This window comes from Desulfobacter sp. (assembly GCA_028768525.1).
GTDB lineage: Bacteria > Desulfobacterota > Desulfobacteria > Desulfobacterales > Desulfobacteraceae > Desulfobacter.
Genome location: CP054837.1, coordinates 4,135,930 through 4,161,228, shown reverse-complemented (window position 1 = coordinate 4,161,228; position 25,299 = coordinate 4,135,930). Strand labels below are relative to the sequence as shown.

Below are 25,299 nucleotides of genomic sequence, written 5' to 3'. Positions count from 1 at the left end.
CCAAAAACTCCCGCCCGCCCAGACGCTTAATCCAAACCCTGCTTCTGTTGAGGATCAATCTTTAGGATGCAAAGATTTAAATGGGCATTTCCGGTTATCGGCGCCATGATCTTGGCTGTCTTCATCGTCACCCCGGGTGATTCCTTTTTCTCCCCCCGGCCTTCAATGGCCCGGGCAGCATCCGGCCCCACGCCGTCCCCCGCCGAGAAAAAGGGCAGCGCATACGGTTCCCGCGCGCCCCGCCATATTGTGATTGAAATGCCCTTGCTCACCCCGCTGATCACGGGTGAAACCGGAACCTTTGAGATTTCAGCCCATTTGAGGCGAAATACGGCCCCAGGCCCGCCGTCTGTCGGGTGGACCCCGAATAAGGCAGCCCCGCTGATGGGCTGGCTCGCCGCCCCTGAAAACAGTGGCATCGAATTCCTTGATAAAACCCATCCGGAAAGGCCCCGCCGCCACATCATGATAAAATTCGCCCCCTCTCCTGCGAACCAGCCCTTAACCGCCACCGTGCAATACCATGTAAACAAGCATACCAGTGCGGGCCACTACAAATTCTGGATGGAAATTTATGGCCAGCTCACCCGTGGGGACGGAACACAATTCCAGGATACGGGAGCGATCCGGCTGCCCGTTGAAATCGACACCCACCTCAACACCAAGCTGCTGATGCTGCTGGTGATCGGCATTGCAGTCCTGCTTTTCATTATGGAGTGGGTCCGTGTGGATGTTGTGGCCATGGCCATGATGGTGCTGCTTCCGGAGCTTGGGCTGCTCAACGCCCGGGACACCTTCAAGGGAATCAGCAGCAATGCGGTGATGGCGATTATCGGGGTGATGATCATCAGCTATGGACTTAACCGCGCAGGCCTGGTCAGCCGTATGATTCAGCCGCTGCTCAAACTGGTCGGCAAAAGCCCGAAGCGCCTGACGATAATTTTCTCCGGCCTGATCGCTGTCATTTCAAGCGTCATGCAGAACACGGGGGCGGCGGTGCTGTTTCTGCCGGGCATCAGAATGGCCGCCTCATACCGGTTGAAAATCCCCATATCCCGGGTGCTCATGCCCATCGGCATGGCCGCAATCCTCGGGGGTACCCTGACGATGATCGGTACAAGCCCTTTGATCCTGCTCAACGATATTTTACCGGAAGGAATGCCCAAATTCGGCCTTCTTGAATTGACGCCCATCGGCCTCAGCCTGGTTGCGGGCGGGATTGCATATCTGTCAACCGCAGGCCTTGGGTTTCTTTCCAGACGCCCCCTGGAGAAAGTCTCCAACACATCCGGAACGGACAACGGCAATGGAGAAAACGGCATACTTGATGCTTATCCCATGATCCGCGGGCCGTTTGAAATTTCTGTGCCGGATGATTTTGAACCAGGGCAGCTCCCCCTGACGGTGACAGGCATCCGCCGCCGATTTATGGTAAACATCGTGGCCGCTTCAAAATCTGCCGGTGCTTGTGAAATCGCCCCGCTTCCGGAACACCGGATCCGCCCGGGATACACCCTTTGTGTCTACGGCCCTAAAGCATCGGTGAAAAAATTCGTAAAAGACTACCGGCTCCTGTTAAAAAAAGAGCCGGAGTGCTTCAAGGCAAATATGTTCAACCCCTCCATGGCGGGCATCGTCGAAGGGGTGGTGTCCCCCCGCTCTGTCCTTATCGGTCAGACCATCAAGCAGATCCGTTTCCGGGAAACATTCGGGGTAAATCCGCTGGCCATCCATCAGTCCGGAAAAACCTATTACCAGGAGCTGGCGGACCGGCCGCTGCAAGCCGGTGATGCCGTGCTGGTCCACGGCACCTGGGAACAATTTCACGCATTGGAGGAGCTGCACCAGAACCTGATCATCATCACCCCCTTTGAAGAAGAATTTCATAAGCCTGAAAATTCCGGAAGGGCCATGCTCTGTTTTGGGACATCCCTTTTTCTGATGCTATTGTCCAGTTTCTATTTTCAGAACCGCCCCTATAACCCCATCCCGCTGTCCGTCTGCCTCATGCTGGGCGCCGTGGGCATGGTCATCAGCAAGGTGATCACCATAAACGAAGCCTACCGGGCGGTGGACTGGCGCACGGTTTTCCTTCTGGGAGGCCTTATCCCCCTTGGCATGGCCGTTGACCAGACCGGTACGGCCGAATGGATCGCCAAAAGCATTGTCACCGGCATGGGCCCGTCCATGTCTCCCCTGCTTTTGCTCATCCTCCTGGCCGTATTAAGCTGCGCATTCACCACAGTGATTTCCAATGTCGGTGCCTGCACCCTGCTGGTGCCGCTGGGCGTTTCAATTGCCAGCCAAATCGGTGTCGATCCCCGTGTGGCAGCCATTGTCGTGGGCATCGGGGTGTCCAATTCCTTTATTCTGCCCACCCACCAGGTCAATGCGCTGTACATGGGCCCCGGCGAATACCGGACACGGGATTATATTAAAATAGGCGGCATTCTGGCCGTCATCTACATTGCCATTCTTGTGACCGTTACCTGGGCATTTTACCTCTAGGGCAGGCCTGCCTGTGCGGGGGGCGTTTGCCCCTTTACCCGGGAAGGAACCATGCTGAAGGCAAACCGCTTTACACCGTCCTTAAATACTGGTATGCCTTCTGCCGGACAATAAATTGAACAGGACCGACAATGCAATGTGGAAATCCGAAAACATCAAAGCGGTAATAACCGGGGGCACCCCCCAGATTCAGCTTCTTAAAGCCTATATCCAGGAAAAAAACCTGAATTTCATCATTGCCCGGGGCAAATGTGTGAACCGCTGCCGGCAGGATCTCGCAAGCGGGGAGCTCGACGTCCTCCTGGATGAATTCGCCGCCTGCGGGGCCGCCATGGTCAGCTGGAACGGCCGGCAGCCCTCACCGCCATTTCTGGCAGCCGACCTTGATCCGGAAACCCGGACTGCCCGGGTGGCCTTTCTCATGGATCTGACCCGGGAGGCGGAAAAGGGAGAGGCCAGCCCCTTTTACTCAAAAATCATGGGGGCGCTTTCCACCCAGTTTTTTGCGGCCAGGCCGGACATGGACAGGATATGGTTTCCCTTTATCCTCCAGGATACGGTGGGGCGGGGGGCGGCCCGTCAGGCTGCGGACCAGGGTATGTTCATCATCAGGGGCTGAGCAAAAAAACAGGCCCGGAAGATTCCGGGCCTGGAGTGATTTTTTCTTATATCTGAAACGTATCCCCGGGTTTGGGAATAAAGGCATTGTACCCTTTTTCCTTCAGGCGGCCGGCAAAGGCCTCGCTCTGGTCGGTTTCCCCGTGGACAATGGCCACATTCTTCACATTGAGGTTGGATTCGGTGACGATGCGCATGAGTTCATGTCGGTCGCCGTGGGCGGAAAAACCGCCGATCTTTTCTACCCTGGCCTTTAAGGGGTATTCCTTGCCCAGGATCTTTACTTCCGGAGCCTCTCCCCCGCCGTTTTCCCCGTGGGCCAGGCCCAGTTCCTCAAGGCGCCGTCCCAGGGTATGCTGTGCCATGTATCCCACCAGAAGGATGGTATTCTTGGGATCATGGATCTTATACCTCAGGTGGTGGAGAATCCGGCCGGCCTCACACATGCCCGAAGCGGAAATCACCACATGGGGAGAAGTATCCCTTGTCAGGTTCATTGACTCCTCCACCGTGCCCACAAATTTAATCTTTTCAAAATAAAAGGGGTTCAGCCCCTTTTCCAGGAAGGCCTCATGGGTCTCCTTGTCGTAGGACTCGGGATGTTCGCCGAACACCGTTGTGATATTGGACGCCAGGGGGCTGTCCACATAGATGGGCACCTGGGGAACGGTGCCGGCCTCATACAGCTCGTGGAGGATGTAAATAATCTCCTGGGTCCTGCCGTAGGCAAAGGAGGGGATGATCAGGGAGCCGCCCCGGGACACGGTGTCGGTGAGCACACGGCTCAAACTGCCGGCCAGGTCCTCCACAGGATCGTGCTCCCGGTCCCCGTAAGTGCTTTCCATGATCAGCAGGTCAATGTCCCGGTCCTCCTCGTCAAAGACCAGGGTGGGATCCTTGAGGATGGGCTTGTCAAACCGCCCCACATCTCCGGTGTAAAGAATTCTGGTCTTCTTGCCTCCCTGGTCCACGGTGATCAGGGAAAAGGCCGATCCCAGAATATGGCCGGCCACGTAAAACTTCACCGTGGTATTGGATCCGATGGTCACCGGCACCCCGAAGGGATAGCCGTCAATATAGGTAAGGGACTGACGGGCGTCCTCCATGGTGTACAGGGGCGTCACCACCTCCAGGCCGTGCTCTTTCTGGAGTTTGACAATGGTCTCCACATTCAGTTCATAGGGATTTTTCTTGAGCAGATTTTTAATCTGTGATTTCTCTTTATTGGAAATGGTTTTGCCGTTTTTGGACTTGGACTGCTCCGCCTGATAGAGAAAGCCGCGCAACGCCTTGTAATTCAGGTAGTGGGCATCTGATTCCTGGATATGGCCCGAGTCCAGCAGCATATAGTTCAGCGCGTCCCGGGTCGGCCGGGTGGTGACGATGCGCCCGGCAAACCCGTTCTGGGTCAGCATGGGAATCCTGCCCGAATGGTCGATGTGGGCATGGGAAAGCACCATGGAGGTGAATTCCGAGCGCTTCACCGGAAACTTGAGGTTCTTCTCCCGGGCTTCCTTTCTGCGGCCCTGGAACATGCCGCAATCCAGTAAAATCTTTTCTTCCCCAGTATCCACCACATGCATGGAGCCGGTGACCTCGCCGGCCGCTCCCATAAATCCCAGTTCAACCATGAGCTTCTTCCTTTTCAGTTCAGTATTGATACAGGCTGGGACAAAAATCGCCCCGATAGATGAATTGTCGCACCAGCGTCATTTGAATACTTTTTGCAGCAGTTCAGTTGTCCGCTTGGCCGGATTTTCCCGGATCGCCTTTTCCTCCTTTGCCAGATAATAGAAAATCCCGTCCATGGCCTTTTCAACGGCGTGGCCGGTAAGGTTCCCCTTCACATCAGGAACAAAGGGCATTTTTTTATACTCCCCGATCATCAGATCATAGGCCTGGATGGCTCCCACCTGGTTCAGGCTCTCGTCCACCACCGGGGTCATGGCCTCGGCCAGTCCCGGTGACATCTTAGCCTTGAAATACTGGGTGGCCGCATCATCGGGCCCGTCCAGAATCCCCCTGGCATCCTCAAAGGTCATCTGGGTGATGGCATCCATGAACAGGGCTTTCGCCTTGGGGGTTGCCGCCTCGGCCGCCCGGTTCAGCTTCAGTTCCACATCATCGGTATATGCCCCCATCCCGGCCTTGTCCAGCAAAGATTTCACCATGGCCAAGTTTTCAGGCAGGGGAATATGCACGGCAGCATCGGTGTTGAATCCATCCACGGCACTCAACTGTCCCACCACGGCGGCGGAACCCTTCTCCAGGGCCTGCTTGAGACCGGCGATGATATCCTCCGTGGACAGGCCGGCTGAAAGTACCTGCGCCGCCCCCGAATCTGATTCCTGGCCGCTGCCCATGGATTTGAGCAGTTTGCTTCCCTGGTCCAGCCATGAGGTTCCGGCCCATGCCGGTGGCTGGAATAGCAGCCCCAGGGCCAGAATTCCAAAAACCGCCATGCGTTTCAATTTCAGCGTCAACATAAAATTCTCCTATTGTATAAATCCCTTAAGCAGGCTTTTAACTTTATCTTCGGGTTTGGTTTCCTGGGCAGGGGCGCCTTCTGTGGCAGTTTCCCCCTCCCCGCTCTTGCCGCCGAGAACCCCCATGATCCCTTCAGGGCTGGTCAACTCCTTGCCCACCACAGCCTTGAGGTCCGGCCTGATCTTGGGATGGGCATAGGTGCCGGTGACCACCAGGGGAATGAGCAGGCCGCGGCGCTGCTGGGTGTCGCCCTGGCCCTTGAGAGTGGCCACCACCTTGGGCTCAATCCTGAAGTCCAGACTCTCTTGGGGCAGGTGGGTTTTTCCCGTGGTCACCAGGCGAAGCAAAGGGGAGACCAGGCTGGCCCCGGGAATGGTCACCAGGCCCTGGCTGGCCGTGTAGGGAATTTTTAATTCGGCAAAATCCGTTTTGGGCTTTTCCGTTGATTTTTCCCCCAGCCCCAGCGACTTGGCATTGCGGATGGTGCCGGCAATATCAATGCCAACAATGGCCCCGTCGGTAAAGGTCAACTCGCCCTTGCCGCCCAGGGTCTTCTTTATCTGGTCCGGGGTGTCCCCGGTCATGGTCAGTCCGATGTCCGCATCCAGGGCCCCCTCAATGATTTCTTTCTGGGCGGCATCCTTGATCACGGGCCCTGCCTGTACCCCCTGGGAGGTAATGTTCAGGCTGGTGACCGGGGTGTTTTTCCGGACATCCAGCCGGGCCTTGGCCCCGGCCTTGCCCTGGTAGAAATCCATGGAAAAGGGATCCAGGTTAAAGACCCCGCCTTTGCCGGTAATTTTCACCAGGACGTTTTCCATTTTCAAATTGGCTGCCTTAAGGCTGCCCACGGTGGCCTTACCGTCCAGCACCATCCTGCGAAGGGGGGCGTAGTCCGGTTTCGCCTGGGTGCCGGATCCGGTTTTGGCGCCGGTCTTGGCACCGGCCCCGGCGGGCTGTCCCTGCCCCTCCTTGGCCGGGGGAAGGTAACGGTCCAGGTCAATCTTATCCAGCGCCAGGTCAAACTTAATATCCGGCTTACTGAAGGCCCCCACCTGTGCGGAAAATTTCATCAGGGAATCATCCAGCCCCAACTCGCCACCGGTCAGGGAGACTGCGGCGGCAGAGCCTTTGACAGCAGCCCTGAAAAAGACCTTGTCCAATGCGCCGGGATCCTTTGTCTCCACTGGGAAAGGCTGGCCCAGGGCCTCAAAAAGCCTGCGGGGAGAAAACGGGGACACATTGAGGGTAAGATCGATTTTCTGCGCCGTTGCAGGGGCAATGAGCTGCCCCTTAAGAGCCAGTTCCAATTCATTCAGGGCTTTGATCCTAAGGTCGATCCCCATATCTGACTTACCCGGTTCCTTGCCCACCGGCCCGGCCTGGCCAGACAGGGAAAGGGGCTTGCCGTCCAGTTTGGCGCTCAGATCAATCTTCACCGGCTTGTCCAGGCTGATATCCGCCAGTTCCAGATTCAGATCCGAGACCTCCTTTGACATCCCGGTTTTCTGGTCCACATAGGAAAGAAGCCCGTTGATAATGGAAAACCGTCCCACCATCAACGAATCAATGGGCAGGGCCCCTCCCCCTTTAGCAGCTGGGGTTTCAGCCTTGGGTGCCGCTTTCTTCTTCCCGGCAGGCCCCATCTCCCAGTTGCCCTTGCCGGCCTTATTCTTGGCCAGGATGATCCGGGGAGAATCCATGATGAACTTGTCCACCTGCACCTGCCGGGAAAACAGGGGCATGACCTTGAGGCGGACCTCAAAGCCCTTGACCGACACCATCTCATCCCCGGCAAAACCGGCGGCATTGCCCAGTTTCAGGTCGGACAGGGACACCCCCACCCAAGGAAACACGGAAAGCTTGATATCATCGCCCATGGAAAAACTGCGGCCGGTCTGTTCGGTCACCAGGGCTTCGATTTCAGGTTTGTACTTCTGGACATCCACAAACATGGGGACCAGGACAACGGCCCCCACAATCAATACCAGGCAGACGCCCGCGGCGATCGCCCCCCACTTGATGACCTTTTTCATTGTATTCTCCCCGATTCTTTATTGATCCAAGTTTTATTTCAGGCAGGCAAGGGCGGCGGCGTAGTCCGGTTCTTCCCTGATTTCCCCCACCAGCTGGCTGTGGATCACCCTGCCGGTTTCATCCACCACCACAACGGCCCGGGCCGTCAGCCCGGCCAGGGGCCCGTCCTGGATGGCCACACCATAGTCCGTTCCGAACTCAGGATTTCTAAACACCGAAGCCGTTACCACGTTGTCAATCCCCTCGGCCCCGCAGAACCGCTGGTGGGCAAAGGGCAGGTCCCCTGAAATACAGACCACAACGGCATTGTCCAGGGCCGCGGCCTGTTCGTTGAATTTGCGTACTGAGGTGGCGCAGACTGCGGTGTCAATACTTGGGAAAATATTAAGTACCACCCGTTTCCCCTCCAGAGAAGAGAGGGTAATTTCAGATAAATCCTGTTTTACACCTTTGAATTCTTTTGCCGGCTGGCCCTGTACAGGAAAATCGCCGGCCAGGGAAACCGGGTTTCCGCCGAGTTGAGTAGAAGCCATGATCATCTCCTTATCTCTTTGATATCGTTATGATTACGAATAGACTGCAGTAAAAGTCAAGGAACCGCGGCATCAGTCGTTTTTACTTTCCCGTCGGCTCCTGCTTTTTTATATAGTAATGGCTTGCCCGATATTTTCAACGATTTTTCACAGATGACCATGGATTTCGTTATGGAATCTGTTAGGAAACGTGTACAAAGGAAAAAATAATTCCCTTTTACCTTCCCTGTTTTTTCATGGACAGGGAGATCCGTTTCCTCCGCACATCCACCTCCAGCACCTTCACCCGGACCTGCTGCCTCACCGTCACCACCTCGTTGGGATCCTTGACAAAGCGGTCGGCCAGCTGGCTGATGTGGACCAGGCCGTCCTGGTGGACACCGATATCCACAAAGGCGCCAAAGGCCGTGACATTGGTCACGATGCCCGGCAGACTCATACCGGGGACAAGGTCGGTGATTTCGTGGACGGTGTCGTCAAAGGAAAAGGACTGAAAGGGTTTCCTCGGATCCCGGCCCGGAGCGGCCAGTTCCTTTAGGATGTCCTCCAGGGTGGGCAGGCCGGTCTCCGGGGTGATGTACGGGGCAAGGTCGATCTTTTCCACCACCTCTTTTTTCCCGATGACGGCGGCAATATCCCATCCCCGATCCCGGGCAATGGTCTGGACCAGGCCATAGGATTCGGGATGGATACCGGAATTATCCAGGGGGTTTCTGGCATTTTTAATTCTCAAAAAGCCGGCGGCCTGCTCAAAAGCCTTGGGCCCCAGCCTCGGCACCTTGAGCAATTGTTTCCTGCTGGTAAAGGGGCCGTTCTCGTTTCTATAGGCCACCAGGTTGGCGGCAATGGTTTTGTTCAGCCCGGAGACCTGGGAGAGCAATTCCTTTGATGCGGTATTCATCTCCACCCCCACCCGGTTCACGCAGGATTTTACCACATGGTCCAGGCTGTTTTTCAAAAGCGCCTGGTCCACATCGTGCTGGTACTGGCCCACGCCGATGGATTTGGGATCGATTTTCACCAGTTCCGCCAGGGGATCCATGAGCCGGCGGCCGATGGACACCGCCCCCCGCACCGTGATGTCATGGTCAGGGAATTCCTCCCGGGCGCATTGGGATGCCGAATAGACCGAGGCCCCGCTCTCATCGGTCATGACCACTTCGATATCCCTGTCCATCCCTTTTTCCTTCAGGGCCGAGGCGGCCAGGTCCCGGGTTTCCCGTCCGGCCGTGCCGTTGCCCACGGCCACGGCCTGGATCCTGTACTTTTCCGCCAGGCGGACAAGGGTGGCCCTGGCTTTTTCCTCCTGGTGGAGATAGATCAGGTCGTGGTGGAGCAGGCGCCCCTGGGCAGACAGACAGGCGATCTTGCACCCGGTCCTGAATCCCGGGTCAACGGCCATCACCCGCTTTTCCCCCATGGGCGGGGAGAGGAGCAGCCCTTCCAGGTTATCGGCAAAGACGTCAATGGCCCGGCTGTCCGCCCGGGCTTTCAACTCCACCATGGCCTCTTTTTCCATGGATTTGGAGAGCAGGCGCTTGTATCCGTCCTTGACCGCAGCCGCCATTTCCTCCCGGGTCTGGGGAGCGGTTTTGGAGGGATGCCTCAGGGCAAATCGACCCATGAGCTTGAGGGCCCGTTCTTCATCGGGCAGGACATGGACGGTGAGCACCCCCTCCTTCTGCCCCCTGAACATGGCCATGATCCTGTGGGAAGGGGCTTTGAAGGCCGGCTCGTTCCAGTCAAAATAGTCCCTGTACTTGGCCCCCTCTTCCTCTTTGGCCTTTTTCACCCTGGCAGAGACGGCGGCCCCGGAAATAAAGAACTCCCGCATCGCCTTTCTGACCTCCGGTGCCTGGCAGACCTCTTCGGCAATGATGTCCCTGGCACCGGCCAGTGCGGCCTCGGCATCGGGCACATCCTTCTGGGGATTAATATATTTTTTGATTTCGGGAGCCAGGGGCGCCCGGGTCTGGGACCGGATGAACCGGGCCAGGGGATCCAGTCCCCGCTCCCTGGCCTTGGTGGCCCGGGTCTGCTTTTTGGGACGGTATCCCTCGTAAAGGTCTTCCAATTCCGTGAGGGTGGCGGCCTTTTCAAAGGCGGCGGAAAGTTCCGGGGTCAGCAGCTCCCGCTCTTCCAGGGATTTGAGGATGGCCGCCTTCCTATTGGAAACCGCCTTGAAGGCTTCCATTTTTTCCTGGACTGCGGCAATGGCCACTTCATCCAGGGAACCGGTTTTTTCCTTTCTGTACCGGGCGATGAACCAGATGGTGGCCCCCTCCTCCAGAAGCTGTGCCACCGCCCCAACCTGGGTTGCCTTCAGCCCGGTTTCCCGGCTGACCTGCCCTATCATATCTGTCATTTAATATGGTCCTTTTTCATAGCTGACTTCGGTAAAACTGCCGTCCCGGATCTCCAGATCAATGGGGGGATTAATGAACAATTCCTTTTCCTGGGCCGTCATCACCGGAAAACCGTAGTGGCGGTTCTGGTGTTTCAAAGGCCCCTTCTCTGCCACCCGTTTTTCCACAAATCCAAGGTGGGCGGCCAGCCGCTGTTCAATGAGTTCCCCTGCCCCGGCCACCAGATTACCCTTCAGGCCGGTGATGGTATTTTCCAGGCCGGGATCAATTTCATACCCTGCGGAATTCCGGCCCGCCACCATGGCGGCCAGGGCCGTGGTACCCATGCCCAGGAAGGGATCCACCACCAGGTCGCCTTTCACCGAGTACATATTGACGAGCCGATAGGCCAGCTCAAAGGGAAAGGCGGCGCTGCGCTTCCGGGTCTCCTTGTCCCCCAGGGCCTGGCGGCTGCCCTTGATGTCAAACCAGACATCGGAAAACCATGCGTTGCGCTCCTCCCAGAACAGGGCGCTTTCCCGCCGGAGCGCCTTGTCCTCCTCCCTTTTGAATTCCCGCTTTCCCCCTTTCCTTAGAATCAGCACATACTCATGTTCCAGGGTCACATAGGCACCGGCAGGCAGCATGCCGGAGCCCATGAATTTATTGGGGGCATTGGTCTGCTTCCGCCATAGGATGCAGGGCAGCGGGGTAAACCCCAGGGCTGTTGTCGATGACAAAATCCTGGAATGGTTGGGATAGAGGCAGAAATCACCTTTAATGGTCCGGGTGGCGTCGCCGATGTTGATGCAGGCAAACCCGCCGGGGGCAAGGATCCGGTAGACCTCCGCCCACACCCGGTCTAAAAGGCGGTGCATGGTTTCAAATGCCGACCATCCCGCCCCCTTTTCCAGGTGCGTTTTAACGGCCCCATCCTGGCGGGTAAAGATACCATCCCACATCTCAATCATGGGATAGGGAGGAGAGGTCACCACCAGGTTCGTGCTCCCGTCCCCCAATTCCGTCATGGCTGCGGCATCTGAAAAAATAGTTCTGTGTTCTGTTTTCATTTATCTCCCTGAAGGCACTCATTCAGGGGCATATCTACCATGTCGGCTCAAAAAGATAAATCGTAGAATTCCGCGGCATTCCTGTAAAGCACCCGGTCCAGATCCTCCCGGGCCAGGCCGGCAGACGCCAGCCATTTGAGTTCCCGGTCCCAGTTATAGGGAATATTGGGATAATCCGAGCCGTAGAGGATCCGGTGCAGGGGAAACTCCTTAAAATTTTCAGGGTTGCCCTGGGGAAAATAATCGGCCAGTACCATGGCCGTATCCAGCCAGAGGGTGTCGTATTTTTCAACCAGGGCCAGATAGGCATCGGTCTCGTCAAACCCCAGGTGGGGGACACATAGCTTTAAGCCCGGCCATTCCCCCAGCACCCGGTCGACCCGGCCAGCGCTGCAGATCTCGTAGGGGTCGCATAGGTAATGCTCGCTTTTGGGTTCCCGGCCGGCATGGATCAGAAGCGGCCGGTTCCGTTCCCGGCAGACCCGGTAAATCACATCCATATCCGGGCTGTTCATGTCAAAACACTGGACATGGGCGTGGAGCTTGACCCCGGAAAGCCCGGCATCAAAGGCCCGGTTCAAAATGCCGTCGGCCTCCGCCTCCCCTGGAAAGAGGGTGGCCAGGCCGATGACCCGATCCCCAAATTCCCGGCAGAGGTCTGCCATGTAATGATTCAGGTAATCGGCCATTCCCGGCTTATGGGCATACTGCAGGGCGACGACCCGCCCGACGCCGCGGTCAAGGAGAAAGGCGATGAGTTCCCGGCTTTTCATCCGGTAGCGGATCTTCCAGGCAAAGGCGTCGAACCAGTCCTGGACCGCAGAAAAAATTTTATCCGGAAAGACATGAACATGGGCATCGATCACCCGGGAGATTCCGCTGGGAAGTTTATCGCCGTGGGGATCGTCAAAATAAGGCAGTTGGTCACTCAGCATGGGCTTGTCCTTTCAGTTTTTTACAACCATAGCCCGGAACCTGCTGCGGTTTCAAGGCCCGGCTGGAAAATGCTTGATAAATTCCCGGCCACCGATTATGGTTACACCCTTGAGATAATATAAATTCATCCATGGGACCCGACCAGTGACATATCACCGATTTACGTTGAATTTTACCCGCCAATGGGCCCATCTTGAGCCGGAATTCCAGCGGACCTATTTCAGGGATTCACTGACGAGAATCCGCTTTGCCCTTTTGGTGGGCATCTTTCTATACGGGATCTTCGGCGCCCTGGATGCCGTGATGGCGCCGGCTAAAAAAGAAATATTCTGGTTCATGAGATACGGGGTGGTGATCCCGTCAGCGGCCGGGATACTGGCATTTTCCTTCCATCCGGCCTTTGAACGCTGGTATCAGCCCCTGCTTTCACTGGAACTCATGGTGGCAGGGTTCTGCATTGAAATCATGGTGATCCTGGCCGATCCCCCGGCCAACTTCTCATATTATGCCGGCATCATACTGGTATTTATTACCACCCACACCTTTTTCCGCATCGGTTTTCTCTGGGCCGCAGCCGCTTCAACGTCCATTTTAATCGCCTACGAAATCATCTCCATCTGGATCGTGGATACACCGGTCCCCGTGTTTATAAACAATAATTTCTTTTTTATCTCATCGGCCCTGCTCTGCATCATGGCGGGGTATTCCATCGAATTAGCCGCCAGGCAGCGTTTTTTTTCACGCCACCTGCTCCACCTGGAAAAGGAAAAGGTCAGTGCGGCCAATGCAGAACTGGATAGCAAGGTCAGGGAGCGGACCCTGGAATTGTCGGACGCCAATAAAAAGCTGCACAATGAAATGAAAGAGCGGTTGGCGGCCCAGGAAAAACGCCTGGAACTGGAGCATGCCCTGAACCGGCGGCAGAAGCTGGAGTCCATTGGCACCCTGGCCGGGGGAATTGCCCATGATTTTAATAATATCCTGGCAGCCATCATGGGATATACCGAATTGATAAAGGAAGAGGCAGCTCCCATGGACGACGGAATTGAGCGGTATGCCCGGGAGGTGCTCAAGGCCTCCCAGCGGGCCAAGGACCTCACCGGCCAGATCCTCACTTTCAGCCGCCAGGCAGAACAGCCCCTCAGCCCCCTTGAGCTGGCCCCGGTGGTCCGGGAAGCCTTGAAGCTGCTGCGGGCCTCCATTCCTTCCACGGTCGGCATCACAACAAAAATCTCATCCACGGCCTGGATTGTTTCCGATGCCACCCAGATCCACAGGGTGGTCGTCAACCTGTGCACCAATGCGGTCCAGGCCATCGGCAACACCAAGGGAGGTATTTCAGTCTCCCTCAGGGACATTGACCAGGATCCGGAAACAGGGTGGCCCGCCAGCCTGGTGCAGCTGAAGATCAAAGACACGGGACAAGGCATGACAAAAGAGGTCATGGGCAAAATATTCGACCCCTTTTTCACCACCCGCGACGTTGACCAGGGAACCGGCATGGGGCTTTCCGTGGTCCACGGCATTGTAAAAAAATCCGGCGGCCGGATTCTGGTGGAAAGCGAGCCCGGCAGGGGCAGTGAATTCACCATACTCATCCCACGTATCCAGGACACCCAATGCAAGAACAGGGAGGATTCCCCGGAAGACGGCACCCTGCCCGGCGGCAAGGGTGAACACATTTTGGTTGTGGATGACGAACCCGTCCTTATCCGGCTGATGGAAACCATGCTGCCCAAACTCGGGTACAGGGTGACAACATTTTTAACCCCCGGCCGGGCCCTGGCCTATGTACTGGAGACCGGTGGGGATATGGATATGGTGATTACGGATTTTTCCATGCCCGGAATGGACGGCCTTGAATTCGCAAGCCAGGTGAGGGCATCCAACCCCGGCATTCCCATACTGCTCTGCACCGGTTACAGCCAGGACCTGACCAAAGAAAAAATGGCCGCGGCCGGCATAGACGATTTTCTTATGAAACCGCTGACCCGGGATGATTTAGGAAAAAAAATATATGACCTGCTCTCCCGCCGGGGATAAAGGCATCACGTCCCGGCAAGGAGTTGAGTAACCAGAATCCGGGTGCCGATACCCACCAGGATCACCCCGCCGGCAATTTCCATGCGCTTGCCGAACAGGACGCCCAGCCGCCGGCCCAGGGCAATGGCCGTCAGGGACATGGCCGACGTGACCACCCCGATGATCACCGACGGGTACCAGATATTTATTTCCAGCATGGCCAGGCTCAGGCCCACGGCCAGGGCATCGATGGAGGTGGCCAGGCTGAGCACCACCATGGTCATTCCCCGGGAAGGATCCTTTTGAATCACGGTATCGGACCGGTCCAGGCCGGAGACAATCATCCGTCCCCCCACAAAGACAAGCAGTCCAAAGGCGATCCAATGGTCAAAGGCCTTGAAATACGACACAAACCCCACTCCCAGGAACCAGCCCAGCACCGGCATCATAAACTGGAAAAGGCCGAAGTGAAATGCCAGGCGGAATACGGCCCTGCCGTTCCCGGCAAACCCGGCGGCCGCCGCAGCCAGTGACACGGCCGCCGCATCCATGGCCAGCCCCACGGCCACCACAACAATATCAAATAATCCCATATGGTCCTTTTTGGGTCCGGCAGCCCGGCCCGTCAGAGAAAATAAAATCAGACGCTCAGGATAATAAAGTTTTATCGAATTTGCAAATTCCCAACGCTTGGTGTAACGTTTAATTCTCTTACCTGCAATCAAACAGGAGATCGCGATGGATAAATCAAAGACCTTGAATATTCTGAAGCATGCATTTCTTATGGAGCGCCAGGGCAAACACCTTTACGAAACGGCCAGGGACAAGGCTGAAAACCTTGCCGTCAAAGCTTTTTTCCAGACCCTTGCGGACGATGAACAGAGCCATATGGACATTCTTGAGAAGCAGTTCAAAGCCTATATGGACAGCGGAAAATTCGCCGCCGGCGGATATGAGAACGACGGGGCCGCCGAATCCGCCCCGGATATCCTCAGCGACGAAATTAAAAACAATATCAATGCCGCCGGGTTCGAGGCAACGGCCATTACCGCGGCCATCGGGTTTGAAGAAAAGGCCGTTGAACTCTATGGGCGCCGGGCACAGGAGACCCAAGACCCCGAAGAAAAGAAACTTTACAACTGGCTCTCTGCCTGGGAAAAAACCCATCTGAAAAAACTGATCGCACTCCAGGAATCCCTCATGGCGCGGATATGGGAAGACAACCGCTTCTGGCCGATGTAGTCCCATTTTACAGGGACCGGTTCCCGGACCGTTTATTTACAGAAACGGACGGACGGCAAGGATTACGCCCAGGCAGATGAGGAGGCAGAACACCATTTTCCGGTAAACCGCTTCGCTTACCCGTTTTCGCAGCCGGCCGCCCAGAAAAATCCCCAGGGCTACCGGAAGAATGCCCACAGCAGAAATCCCGGCCACGGGAAGGGTTACCAGGCCCAGTTTTCCCAGGCAGGCCATCATGACCAGGGTATTGATGGTAAAAGACAAATTGATGGTCTGGACAAAAAGGTCCCGGTCCATGTCCAGGGAAAGCAGATAGGGCATAATGGGCATGATCTGGGAGCCGGTGGCCCCGTTGACAAAGCCTGACACAACGCCCATGGGCACCATGAGCTGCCGCTCCTGTTTCCTGGAAATTTTAAACCGCCCGCTTTTCAGCCCCCAGCCCCCGTAAAGCAGCATAACGCCGCCCAAAAAAGCCTTGGGCAGATCGTTCTCACTGTTCCCCAGCAGCCAGATGCCCGGCAGCAGCCCGGGCAAAGCGCTTAAAAAAAGCAGCCGGAACCGCCTCACCGCCTCCCGGAACCGTCCGGCCTCTGCCATAACCATGAGATTGCTGGACAGGGACGGAATAAAGACCAGGGGGATGGCCAGGCGGATATCCATAAACAGGGCCAGGAATCCCAGGCAAAGGGTGCTGAACCCGATACCGGTCAACCCTTTTAAAAACGAAGCGGTGAAAAATGCCCCGAATGCCAGGCAGAGGGTCAGGATATCCATGGGTGTCGGAAAAAGCCGCCGGCGTATTATTCCCGGATCTGCTCGCCGGAATATTCCTTGGCTTCCCCTTCAAGGGTAAGAACGGTCCAGGAGCCCTGGTCGTCCTTGGCCGCCACCAGGCAGTCAAGGCGGGTGCCGTCGTTGAGGGTGATAAAACACTCTCCCTCTTCATTGAGGGTATGGACCTTTTCAAACTTCTTTTCTGCGGCCAGGGTTCTGAATTTCTCAGAGGCCTGTTCAATGGCAAGAATCCGGCGGTACTCTTCCGGGTCAACTTCCTCAATTTTCCGGCGGAGATCCTGGATCTGCTGTTTTTGGGAAGAAATCTTTTCCAAGACCTTTTCCATCTCCCCTTTCTGGTCCGAGGGAATGGAAAAAAGGATCTGTTTCTGGAGTTCCATATCGGTCTCAATGAAATTGATCTGCTGAAGCAGGCCTTTGACGCGTTCTTTCATATCCTTCTGCCCTTTGGTCAGGTTATATGCCTCATGTGTGAAACAACTCAGGCGAGTATAACGGCTTTGGGGGAATTTTCAAGAAATTTTACCCCGCCCCCGGGGGAAACAAGCCCCAGGGCATACGCATTTAGACACGATAGAAAAAGATGGGGCCGGTTGAACCGCTTTTTATTATTTTTTGATCAACGGGCATGACCCGGCCGCGGCACGGCCTAGTCACCCAGATAAATCTAAACCAATTATCAGGTTTCCAAGGCAAGGCCTTTCCTCTTGCATTCCGGGTGCAGATCAAGATATTCCAAGAATACTGAATTCTAAAAAGGATTTTTGCCGATATGGACAATCAACTCGAAATACATTCCAAACTTACACAACATTTTGATGGTTGCCAAAGCATGATATCTATGTTTTGCAGATTATATGGACGCAATATATCCTTTTTAAAATTTGTGTCATAATTAGGGGCGTAGCACAAATATGCCAATTAATACTTTATTCATAATTGCCTCTTTTATTTTAGGTTTTCTGCTGGTTGCATTTATTAGAACCTATGACATCCATGAGAAAGAACCCTATTTTAAGATGTTGCTCACAGCTATGTGGGGAGGTTTTTGGTCTGTTGCACTATCGTTGGCTCAATACCATCTTGCAGAAAAATTGGGGATACGCATTTATCACAATTTTTTTGGTGCTATTTTCATTATTGGCCCCATAGAAGAATTATCGAAATTTTTAGCTTTATTATCCTCCTATTTCTTCATAAAAAAAGAATTGAACGAACCAACTGACGGCTTAATATATATGAGCTGTGTTGCTCTTGGGTTTTCCCTAATTGAAAACTATTTTTATGCAGTACGATCAATAAATTCAGGCTATTTGCTCTGGCTTCGTCTTTTTATATCCACGCCTAGTCATATTTTTTTCAGCGCCTTTATGGGTATCGCATTTTTTTCGGTAACAAAACAGAAAAAAGGATTTTCTCTGCTTATTATTTCCTTTATCTATGCTTCATTAATACATGGTTTGTTCAATGGGGTTCTCTTTCATAACTGGCTCATCATCTTTTTCATTTTAGTCATCAAATTTTCATACCATTGGACTTTTACATTATTGAGTTATACAACCTCCAAATCTCCTTTCAGAGAATCTCTTTCCGACTTTTTAATGAACTCAGAACCAAAAATAGAAAAAGGGATTGAATGTTTGCATTGTGGTGATACAACCCCTAAAAAAACATTCAAGAAAAATAAAATTATAATCCAGAAATGCAATAATTGCCCCTGCTACGTTTCTAACCATGATTCAATTTATTATATATTTCATCATTTTGGTTCAGACTTCAGAAATATGACCAATCAATATTATCTAAAAGACGAAAAATCAGAAAACAAGCTAAGGCGAAATTACGCCTCTGTATTTAAAGGCAATTACATTTGTAACATATCAAGAAAAGCCTTTTTCTTTCTCGACGAACTTTCAAGTGCAATCGATGAATACAATTTAAAACTTCAAAAAAATATAGAAGAAAAATGGTGGTTCCCGGAAACTTTAAAATCTGACTAAAAACCAAGCACTCGACAAAATGATGCTTTGGCCTCCCAATTTAATTATTGTGATGTTGGTTTCAAACCATAGTATTCATGTGGAGCACCCCATTGAGAGGGGCTGGCATCGAAAGAAAATTTCGTAATATGAAAAAGATAAAATTGAAATCGGTTGATTCGGAAGCGGCAGGTATAATTGTTAATATCCATTTCGATGCTGTGCATAAAGGCTTTGCATCACATTTCTATGATAAGGAGATACTCAATGACTGGTCTCCCCCGATTTCGGAAGAAAGGATAGGTGACTTTAAGCGAAGAATTTCAGAGACCCAACCGATTGCCATATTGGCCTACCTGGATGAAGAACCTGTTGGCTTTGGTATTTTTGACAAAGAGCTGCAACGAATTGGGGCAATATATGTAAAAGCGGCATATACTGGTTTTTATGTTGGAACAACCTTGCTTAAGGAACTTGAGAGGATAGCTATTCAGAATAGTTGTGAACAACTTCATCTTGAGTCATCGCTTAATGCAAAAGAATTCTATGAAAAGCAAGGATTTGAAAGTATTTCAGAAGGCTTCTTTTCTCTGCCCTCAGGACAGCAAATGAAGTCTGTAAATATGTCAAAAATGCTAACAAAAGGCTCCGGCCGCCCCGGGGGACTATCGCCTTTTTGAAAGCCCTTGGTTTATGAAGAAGTCATGTTCAAATGGCGGGCAAGTTTGCTTACCCCCCGGTGTTTAGGCCCTGGGCGGGGGCGAACGCGGCCATATTGCATCTTTAAGGTAAATGTAGTATGAACCGCAATTATACTCTTGATCTGAAAAAAATCATCTGCGTTCCCCCTTATAGACAGTCTTTTAAAGGAGAACCGACATGTTACCCCTATGTTTTATTCTGATGCCCTTTGGGCAGAAACGGGACGGATCCGGGCGGATCATTGATTTTGATGCGGTGTATACCAGCATCATTGCCCCGGCGGTTAAACAAGCAGGCTTAGCCCCGCTTCGCGCGGATGAGGAAATGGCCGGCGGGGTGATCCACAAACCCATGTTCGAACGCCTGGTCCTCTGCGATTTTGCGGTGGCGGACCTGACCACGGCCAACGCCAACGTATTTTATGAGCTTGGGGTCCGCCATGCGGTCCGTCCATTTACAACCGTGCTCTTCTATTGCAGGGGGCGGGGCCAGCTGCCGTTTGATGTGGCCCCCTTGCGGGCCCTGCACTATGAACTCGGCCCTGACGGAAAACCATGCAATGAACAGGCGGATATCTCTGCCCTGAAGGACCAACTGATCCATGCAAAAAAAACCGCCCAGCAGGACAGCCCGGTGTTTAATTTTCTTGAGGATTTCCCTGAGATCAGCCATACGAAAACCGATGTATTCAGGGACAGGGTCGACTATTCCCAACAGATAAAAAAACAATTGACACAGGCAAGGAAAAAAGGGGTCGACGCCATCCGTGCCATAGAAAAAGAGATGGGAGACCTGTCCGGTGTCGATGCCGGACCGGTGATTGATTTATTCCTTTCCTACCGCGGAGTTAAAGCATGGCCCGATATGATCCGCCTGGCCGGGACCATGCCGCCGCCCCTGGCCGCCACTGTAATGGTCCGGGAGCAACTGGCCCTGGCTCTGAACCGGCACGGCCGTTGGGACGAGGCTGAAGAATTGCTGCTTGAACTCATTGAGCAACGGGGGCCCAGCAGCGAAACCTACGGCATTCTCGGCCGGGTGTACAAAGACCGCTGGGAAACCCTGGCCCTGTCCGGAGAAACCTACCAGGCAGGCGCCTACCTGAAAAAAGCGGTGGCGGCCTACCTCAAAGGGTTTGAAACGGATTTCAGGGACGCGTATCCCGGCATTAATGCCCTGACCCTGATGGAAATTTCAGACCCGCCTGATGATCGGCGGCACCATATTCTTCCTGTGGTACGCTACGCCGTAGAACGGAAAATCGCTTCGGGGAAGCCCGATTACTGGGACCATGCCACCCGTCTTGAATTGGCCGTTTTGGCCAGGGATGAAAAAGAATCCTTTGAGGCCCTTGATGCCTGCCTCATTTCGGTGAGGGAAATCTTTGAACCGGAAACCACACTAAGAAACCTGAGGCTCATACGTGAAGCAAGGGAAAAAAGAAAGGGGGCTCCGGCCTGGTCTGCCATCCTTGAAAAGGAACTGGCAAAAAAAGCGAAATCCCCCTAATGGATATCAACCCGGAGTTCAATGGCATCAAACCGCCAGTATTCATGCTCCACGGTGAGCACCCTGCCCCCGGGCCCTGTTTTGGTACGCCTGACGTAAATCCCGGGGGACCCCAGGGAGATATTGAGCTGCAGGGTGATTTTCCTGGGCAGCAGCAGGGGACGGATGAGCAGGTTGCGCTGGCGCAGGGCCATGCCGTACTCCTCTTCAATGACCTGGGTCATGGCCCGGTCAACGGTTTTGGGAACGATGCCGGGCAGCAGTTCCTTATCCAGATAGGTCAGGGTATAGGCCACTTTCTGTTCTTCCAGAAAATAAATATTCTCCATCTTATATACCGGCCTTCCCATGGCGAAACCCTCTTTGCCGCTGTCCGTTTCCCGGTCCATGGTGGTTGTGCCCAAATCCGTTGTGGACCACCGGGCCCCAAGCCCCTGGGAGGCGGCAAGCCGGGCAAAATTCACATGGTCCACGGGATTGTATGAAAGGCGGAGGGTGCTCACGTACCAGCCTTTGCGCTCAAGGCGGAATATCTTTCCCTCACGCTGGAGCAAGAGCAGGGCATGGCGGACCGTGTTGCGGTTCAAAGAAAGATCGCTGCACAGGGCGCGTTCCGAAGGCAGCTTGTCCCCCGGCAGCAGGGTGCCCTCTTTTATCTGCTTGAGTATCAGCTGTCTGACAATCTGGTAGCTGTTGTTTTTCTGCATCTCCATTCCTTTAAGTGTAAGGGAAAAATATTAGAATAATACTAAACTGGTTTAAACCAGTTGTCATTCTTTTTTTAATCGTGTAAAAAGAAAATACAGAAGCCTGGTTTAAACCAGTTAAATTAAATGAAGTTTTGCACTATGGCGGTACATACGCGGCGAACCGGCCGTGACATCCGAATGCCCTGGGGAGATGTACCGTTAATTTCAGGGAGAAAAAGGATCAACCTATGCGTTCTTTTTTGATGGCAGTCAGTACAATTGCAGTGTTGGCAACGGCAGCGGCCGGCGTTCAGGCCGGCACCCTCAAGGATGTGCAGAAAGACGGGTTCCTCAAATGCGGGACCCATATTGAAAACCCAGGATTTTCCGCACTGGACAGCAAGGGACAGCGCATCGGCTTTGACGTGGATGTCTGCCGGGCAGTGGCCGCGGCCGTCAATGTCCCTGAAATCAAATACACGGCCCTGACCTCCAAGGAACGGCTTCCGGCCCTGCAGTCCGGCGAAATCGATCTGCTCTCCCGGACCACCACCCACACCATGAGCCGGGACATCAAGCTGGGCCTGGACTTCACCGTCACCACCCTCTACGACGGCCAGGGCATGATGGTCAGAAAAGATTTGGGCGTCAAAAGCGCCAAAGAGCTGGACGGCGCCACCATCTGCCTCCAGACCGGTTCCACCACGGAGCTGAACATCACCGACTATTTCCGGAAAACCGGGATGAGCTTTACCCCGGTGGTCTTCGACAAGCAGCCCGATGTCCGTAAAGCCTACGACACCGGACGATGTGACGTCCACACCACGGACATCTCCGGCCTGGCCGCCCAGCGGTCCCTCATGGAAAACCCTGCCGACCATATCATCCTGCCAGAAGTCATCTCCAAGGAGCCCCTGGCCCCGGTTGTCCGCCACGGCGACAACCAGTGGGCGGACATTGTCCGCTGGACCGTCTGGCTGACCATGGCGGCCGAAGAAAAAGGGATCTCCGCTGAAAATGTGGAAAAAATGATGGCCGAAAGCAAGGATCCGGAAGTACAGCGGATGCTGGGCAGAACCGGCACCCTCTGGGCCGACCTGGGCCTTGACGCCAAAGCCCCTGTCCGTGTACTGAAAACCGTGGGCAACTACGGCCAGATTTTTGACAGGAATCTGGGCCCCAACACCCCCCTGCGCCTGGAACGCGGCCTCAACGCCCAGTGGACCGACGGCGGCCTGATTTACGCACCGCCCTTCAGGTAGACCGCAACACGCAACTCAACGGCACCTCATTCCAGGGCAGCACCCCTGGAAAGGGGTGCCTGGCATTTAATATTTAAGGCTTAAACAATGATGTCAGCACCCGCCAAGGTACCGGTATGGAGAAGTCCCAGGGGCCGGGCATGGCTGTTTCAGATTGTCATGCTGGCCGCCTTTATCTGGCTGGCCCTTACCATGTACGGCAATACCCTGGACAACCTTGAAACCCGGGGAATCGGCTCGGGGTTCGGATTTCTCACGGCAGAGGCCGGGTTTAAAATCGGAGAAATCACGGGTATCCCCCTTCCCAAAGGGGGATTTTTATATTTTCTCATCAGCCTGGGGGCGGGGCTTGGGATCTGCCGGCTGATCGCAATGCGCCTGAAACGGAAAGGCGCGCCCCTGTCCACGGCAGGGACGGCAGCCTGCCTGGCCGCCGGCGTCGGATTGCCCCTGGTGACCCTTTACCTTTTCCGGGACAGCGTGGAAATCGCCCGGTACTCCGCCTCTTCTTCTTATATCATGGCCCTCGCCACCGGCCTTGCCAACACCCTCAAGGTAACGGTGATCGGCTGTGTGGCCTCTTCAATACTCGGGCTGATGGTGGCGTTGGGCCGGCTTTCCCCCAACTGGCTCATGCGCACCCTCTGCCGGTGGTATGTGGAACTGAACCGGAACCTCCCCCTGCTCCTCCAGCTCTTTTTCTGGTACTTTATCGTGCTCCAGCAGCTCCCGGGCGTCCGTCAGTCCATTGATATCGGGGGCTGGATATTTTTAAACAAACGGGGGCTCTACCTGCCGGCCCTGGTGCCCGGCCCCGGAGCCTGGGCCTTCTGCGCCGCCCTGGTGCTTGCCCTCTGCGGGACCGGGCTGTTGTATAAACGGGCTCTGGGATTAAGGGAAAAAACCGGCCGCCCAGGCCGGTGGCTCCTGCCGGGTCTGGGTCTTGTCATCGGCCTGCCCGCCCTGGCATGGCTGGCCTCAGGCACCCCCTTTACCCTGGATATGCCGGTGCTCAAGGGATTCAACTACAAGGGCGGCACCGGCCTCACCCCGGAATTCACCGCCCTGGTGGTGGGGCTCACCGTCTATGTCTCCGCCTTCAACGCCGAAATCATCCGGGCCGGCATCGAAGCGGTGTCCACGGGTCAGCGGGAGGCGGCCCGGGCCATTGCCATGAACGAAAGGCAGGTGATGCGCATTGTGGTGCTGCCCCAGGCCATGCGGGTGATTGTCCCCCCCATGACCAGCGAATACCTGGCCATTGCCAAAAACTCTTCCCTGGCCGTGGCCATCGGGTACCCCGAATTTGTCAGCATCGGCGGCACCATTTTAAACCAGTCGGGCCAGGCCGTGGAAATCGTGGGCATATGGATGGGGGTGTATTTGTGTATCTCCCTTGCCATCTCCCTGGGCATGAATATCTATAACGCCAGAATCGCCCTGAAGGAGAGGTAGAGATGAATGAAACAAAAATGATTCCCGACCGGCGCCCCCCCCGCACCCGGACCGGTGTCATCGGCTGGATCCGGAAGAACCTCCTGTCACCCTGGTACAACGGGGTGCTGACCCTGGTGGCCGGCTGGCTGATCTGGTCGGCGGCAATGCCGTTCTTTGACTGGGCTGTACGCAACGCCACCATCACCCTGGACCCCGAGGCGGCAAAGGCCGGATCCGGCGCGGCCTGGGGATTCATCCGGGAGATGTGGCCGGTGTTCATGACCGGTGTCTACCCGGAAGCGGAAAGATGGCGCCCCCTGCTGGCCCTGGGGGTAGTGGTGGCCATTGTCTGCCTTTCCCTGGTGCATAAATACCGCAGGACCAAATGGATTCGAGGAATGTGGATACTCTCACCGGTGGTGGTCTTCAGCCTGCTCCACGGCGGCGGCATCACAGGGCTGCCTGCGGTGGGCACCCATTACTGGGGCGGGCTCATGCTCACCGTCACCCTGGCGGTGGTGGCCATGGTGGCCGCCTTCCCCATCAGTGTGCTCCTGGCCCTGGGCCGGACCTCCAAGATGCCCATTGCCAGGCAATTCTGCGTGGCCTATATCGAATTGATCAGGGGCGTTCCCCTGATCACCATCCTTTTCATGGCCTCGGTGGTCCTGCCGCTGTTCCTGCCCGCCGGCATGGAGCTGGACAAGGTGCTGCGGGCCATGGTGGGCATCACCATGTTTTTCTCCGCCTACCTGGCCGAAAATATCCGCGGCGGCCTCCAGGGCATTGCCCGGGGGCAGTACGAAGCGGCAGATGCCCTGGGGATGAGCTACTGGGCCAAGGTGAGGATCATTATCCTGCCCCAGGCCCTGCGCATCGTGATTCCGCCCATGGTCAACAATTTCATCGGCATCCTCAAAGACACGTCGCTGGTGGGCATTGTGGGGCTGGTGGATCTTCTGCAGATCGCCTTTGCCACCACCTCCAATCCCAGGTGGTTCGGCCGCCTTGAAGAGGCCTATATCTTTATTGCATTCTGGTACTGGGTGTTCTGCTACGGACTTTCCAGGTACAGCCAGCATCTTGAACGTAAAATGCCCTCCGCCGGCAAATAAGAAGGTAAGA

At 54.9% G+C, this 25,299-nt stretch carries 21 protein-coding genes; 10 read left to right on the top strand and 11 right to left on the bottom strand.

Features of this window, described 5'->3' with window-relative positions:
• Window positions 1-66: 66 nt before the first annotated feature.
• On the top strand, window positions 67-2,508 hold the full coding sequence (locus tag HUN04_18465; GenBank protein ID WDP91578.1) for an SLC13 family permease: 2,442 nt from the start codon (window positions 67-69) through the stop codon (window positions 2,506-2,508).
• A gap of 136 nt (window positions 2,509-2,644) precedes the next feature.
• The gene (locus HUN04_18460) at window positions 2,645-3,127 is read left to right on the top strand and encodes a hypothetical protein (protein WDP91577.1); all 483 of its coding nucleotides are present in this window, start codon (window positions 2,645-2,647) and stop codon (window positions 3,125-3,127) included.
• 46 nt (window positions 3,128-3,173) lie between these two features.
• Here the strand turns inward: HUN04_18460 and HUN04_18455 are convergent, their stop codons facing one another.
• The 7 genes from HUN04_18455 to HUN04_18425 all read right to left on the bottom strand — a co-directional run bounded on the left by HUN04_18455 (window position 3,174) and on the right by HUN04_18425 (window position 12,533).
• The gene (locus HUN04_18455; protein ID WDP91576.1) at window positions 3,174-4,757 is read right to left on the bottom strand and encodes an MBL fold metallo-hydrolase; all 1,584 of its coding nucleotides are present in this window, start codon (window positions 4,755-4,757) and stop codon (window positions 3,174-3,176) included.
• 78 nt (window positions 4,758-4,835) lie between these two features.
• Complete coding sequence (locus tag HUN04_18450) at window positions 4,836-5,612, bottom strand: DUF4197 domain-containing protein (protein WDP91575.1); 777 nt, start codon at window positions 5,610-5,612, stop codon at window positions 4,836-4,838.
• Window positions 5,613-5,621: 9 nt separating this feature from the next.
• Window positions 5,622-7,649 carry an AsmA family protein gene (locus HUN04_18445; GenBank protein WDP91574.1) on the bottom strand — a complete coding sequence of 676 codons (2,028 nt, stop codon included), beginning with the start codon at window positions 7,647-7,649 and terminating at the stop codon, window positions 5,622-5,624.
• A gap of 33 nt (window positions 7,650-7,682) precedes the next feature.
• Window positions 7,683-8,183: a thiol peroxidase gene (gene tpx, locus HUN04_18440; GenBank protein ID WDP91573.1), complete on the bottom strand. Its 501-nt coding sequence runs from the start codon at window positions 8,181-8,183 to the stop codon at window positions 7,683-7,685.
• 217 nt (window positions 8,184-8,400) lie between these two features.
• A complete protein-coding gene (locus tag HUN04_18435; protein ID WDP91572.1) occupies window positions 8,401-10,548 on the bottom strand; it encodes an RNA-binding transcriptional accessory protein in 2,148 nt (715 codons plus the stop codon).
• Window positions 10,549-11,598 carry a site-specific DNA-methyltransferase gene (locus tag HUN04_18430; GenBank protein WDP91571.1) on the bottom strand — a complete coding sequence of 350 codons (1,050 nt, stop codon included), beginning with the start codon at window positions 11,596-11,598 and terminating at the stop codon, window positions 10,549-10,551.
• A gap of 47 nt (window positions 11,599-11,645) precedes the next feature.
• Window positions 11,646-12,533 (bottom strand): amidohydrolase family protein, encoded by an 888-nt coding sequence (locus HUN04_18425; GenBank protein ID WDP91570.1) that lies wholly within the window; start codon window positions 12,531-12,533, stop codon window positions 11,646-11,648.
• 145 nt (window positions 12,534-12,678) lie between these two features.
• Between HUN04_18425 and HUN04_18420 the strand changes: the two genes are divergently transcribed.
• On the top strand, window positions 12,679-14,577 hold the full coding sequence (locus HUN04_18420; GenBank protein ID WDP91569.1) for a response regulator: 1,899 nt from the start codon (window positions 12,679-12,681) through the stop codon (window positions 14,575-14,577).
• 5 nt (window positions 14,578-14,582) lie between these two features.
• Here HUN04_18420 and HUN04_18415 read toward each other — a convergent pair whose 3' ends face one another.
• A complete protein-coding gene (locus tag HUN04_18415; GenBank protein ID WDP91568.1) occupies window positions 14,583-15,149 on the bottom strand; it encodes a manganese efflux pump in 567 nt (188 codons plus the stop codon).
• A gap of 145 nt (window positions 15,150-15,294) precedes the next feature.
• Here HUN04_18415 and HUN04_18410 point away from each other — a divergent pair, with 145 nt between their 5' ends.
• A complete protein-coding gene (locus HUN04_18410) occupies window positions 15,295-15,798 on the top strand; it encodes a ferritin family protein (protein WDP91567.1) in 504 nt (167 codons plus the stop codon).
• Window positions 15,799-15,834: 36 nt separating this feature from the next.
• On the opposite strand, the gene HUN04_18405 is transcribed toward HUN04_18410, so the two are convergent.
• The gene (locus HUN04_18405; protein ID WDP91566.1) at window positions 15,835-16,575 is read right to left on the bottom strand and encodes a sulfite exporter TauE/SafE family protein; all 741 of its coding nucleotides are present in this window, start codon (window positions 16,573-16,575) and stop codon (window positions 15,835-15,837) included.
• Window positions 16,576-16,601: 26 nt separating this feature from the next.
• Window positions 16,602-17,030 (bottom strand): hypothetical protein, encoded by a 429-nt coding sequence (locus HUN04_18400; GenBank protein WDP91565.1) that lies wholly within the window; start codon window positions 17,028-17,030, stop codon window positions 16,602-16,604.
• 480 nt (window positions 17,031-17,510) lie between these two features.
• On the opposite strand from HUN04_18400, the gene HUN04_18395 reads away from it, so the two are divergent.
• The 3 genes from HUN04_18395 (at window position 17,511) to HUN04_18385 (ending at window position 20,786) form a co-directional block, all read left to right on the top strand.
• Window positions 17,511-18,596, top strand: a complete 1,086-nt coding sequence (locus tag HUN04_18395; protein ID WDP91564.1) for a PrsW family intramembrane metalloprotease — start codon at window positions 17,511-17,513, stop codon at window positions 18,594-18,596.
• Between the two features lie 128 nt (window positions 18,597-18,724).
• On the top strand, window positions 18,725-19,255 hold the full coding sequence (locus HUN04_18390) for a GNAT family N-acetyltransferase (GenBank protein ID WDP91563.1): 531 nt from the start codon (window positions 18,725-18,727) through the stop codon (window positions 19,253-19,255).
• 199 nt (window positions 19,256-19,454) lie between these two features.
• Entirely contained in the window at window positions 19,455-20,786 is a 1,332-nt protein-coding gene (locus HUN04_18385) for a DUF4071 domain-containing protein (GenBank protein ID WDP91562.1), read from the top strand.
• Here HUN04_18385 and HUN04_18380 read toward each other — a convergent pair.
• A complete protein-coding gene (locus tag HUN04_18380) occupies window positions 20,783-21,493 on the bottom strand; it encodes a GntR family transcriptional regulator (protein ID WDP91561.1) in 711 nt (236 codons plus the stop codon). The genes HUN04_18385 and HUN04_18380 overlap by 4 nt on opposite strands.
• Before the next feature lie 230 nt (window positions 21,494-21,723).
• On the opposite strand from HUN04_18380, the gene HUN04_18375 reads away from it, so the two are divergent.
• From HUN04_18375 to HUN04_18365, 3 genes are all read left to right on the top strand, one after another.
• Complete coding sequence (locus tag HUN04_18375; GenBank protein WDP91560.1) at window positions 21,724-22,737, top strand: amino acid ABC transporter substrate-binding protein; 1,014 nt, start codon at window positions 21,724-21,726, stop codon at window positions 22,735-22,737.
• Between the two features lie 87 nt (window positions 22,738-22,824).
• On the top strand, window positions 22,825-24,192 hold the full coding sequence (locus HUN04_18370; protein WDP91559.1) for an ABC transporter permease subunit: 1,368 nt from the start codon (window positions 22,825-22,827) through the stop codon (window positions 24,190-24,192).
• A gap of 2 nt (window positions 24,193-24,194) precedes the next feature.
• Window positions 24,195-25,289, top strand: a complete 1,095-nt coding sequence (locus tag HUN04_18365) for an amino acid ABC transporter permease (protein WDP91558.1) — start codon at window positions 24,195-24,197, stop codon at window positions 25,287-25,289.
• Window positions 25,290-25,299 lie beyond the last annotated feature (10 nt).

Coding starts and splice junctions, on each gene's coding strand:
- HUN04_18465 (WDP91578.1), top strand. CDS start 67: ATGCAAAGATTTAAATGGGCATTTCCGGTTATCGGCGCCATGATCTTG.
- HUN04_18460 (WDP91577.1), top strand. CDS start 2,645: ATGTGGAAATCCGAAAACATCAAAGCGGTAATAACCGGGGGCACCCCC.
- HUN04_18455 (WDP91576.1), bottom strand. CDS start 4,757: ATGGTTGAACTGGGATTTATGGGAGCGGCCGGCGAGGTCACCGGCTCC.
- HUN04_18450 (WDP91575.1), bottom strand. CDS start 5,612: ATGTTGACGCTGAAATTGAAACGCATGGCGGTTTTTGGAATTCTGGCC.
- HUN04_18445 (WDP91574.1), bottom strand. CDS start 7,649: ATGAAAAAGGTCATCAAGTGGGGGGCGATCGCCGCGGGCGTCTGCCTG.
- tpx (WDP91573.1), bottom strand. CDS start 8,183: ATGGCTTCTACTCAACTCGGCGGAAACCCGGTTTCCCTGGCCGGCGAT.
- HUN04_18435 (WDP91572.1), bottom strand. CDS start 10,548: ATGACAGATATGATAGGGCAGGTCAGCCGGGAAACCGGGCTGAAGGCA.
- HUN04_18430 (WDP91571.1), bottom strand. CDS start 11,598: ATGAAAACAGAACACAGAACTATTTTTTCAGATGCCGCAGCCATGACG.
- HUN04_18425 (WDP91570.1), bottom strand. CDS start 12,533: ATGCTGAGTGACCAACTGCCTTATTTTGACGATCCCCACGGCGATAAA.
- HUN04_18415 (WDP91568.1), bottom strand. CDS start 15,149: ATGGGATTATTTGATATTGTTGTGGTGGCCGTGGGGCTGGCCATGGAT.
- HUN04_18410 (WDP91567.1), top strand. CDS start 15,295: ATGGATAAATCAAAGACCTTGAATATTCTGAAGCATGCATTTCTTATG.
- HUN04_18405 (WDP91566.1), bottom strand. CDS start 16,575: ATGGATATCCTGACCCTCTGCCTGGCATTCGGGGCATTTTTCACCGCT.
- HUN04_18400 (WDP91565.1), bottom strand. CDS start 17,030: ATGAAAGAACGCGTCAAAGGCCTGCTTCAGCAGATCAATTTCATTGAG.
- HUN04_18395 (WDP91564.1), top strand. CDS start 17,511: ATGCCAATTAATACTTTATTCATAATTGCCTCTTTTATTTTAGGTTTT.
- HUN04_18390 (WDP91563.1), top strand. CDS start 18,725: ATGAAAAAGATAAAATTGAAATCGGTTGATTCGGAAGCGGCAGGTATA.
- HUN04_18385 (WDP91562.1), top strand. CDS start 19,455: ATGTTACCCCTATGTTTTATTCTGATGCCCTTTGGGCAGAAACGGGAC.
- HUN04_18380 (WDP91561.1), bottom strand. CDS start 21,493: ATGCAGAAAAACAACAGCTACCAGATTGTCAGACAGCTGATACTCAAG.
- HUN04_18375 (WDP91560.1), top strand. CDS start 21,724: ATGCGTTCTTTTTTGATGGCAGTCAGTACAATTGCAGTGTTGGCAACG.
- HUN04_18370 (WDP91559.1), top strand. CDS start 22,825: ATGATGTCAGCACCCGCCAAGGTACCGGTATGGAGAAGTCCCAGGGGC.
- HUN04_18365 (WDP91558.1), top strand. CDS start 24,195: ATGAATGAAACAAAAATGATTCCCGACCGGCGCCCCCCCCGCACCCGG.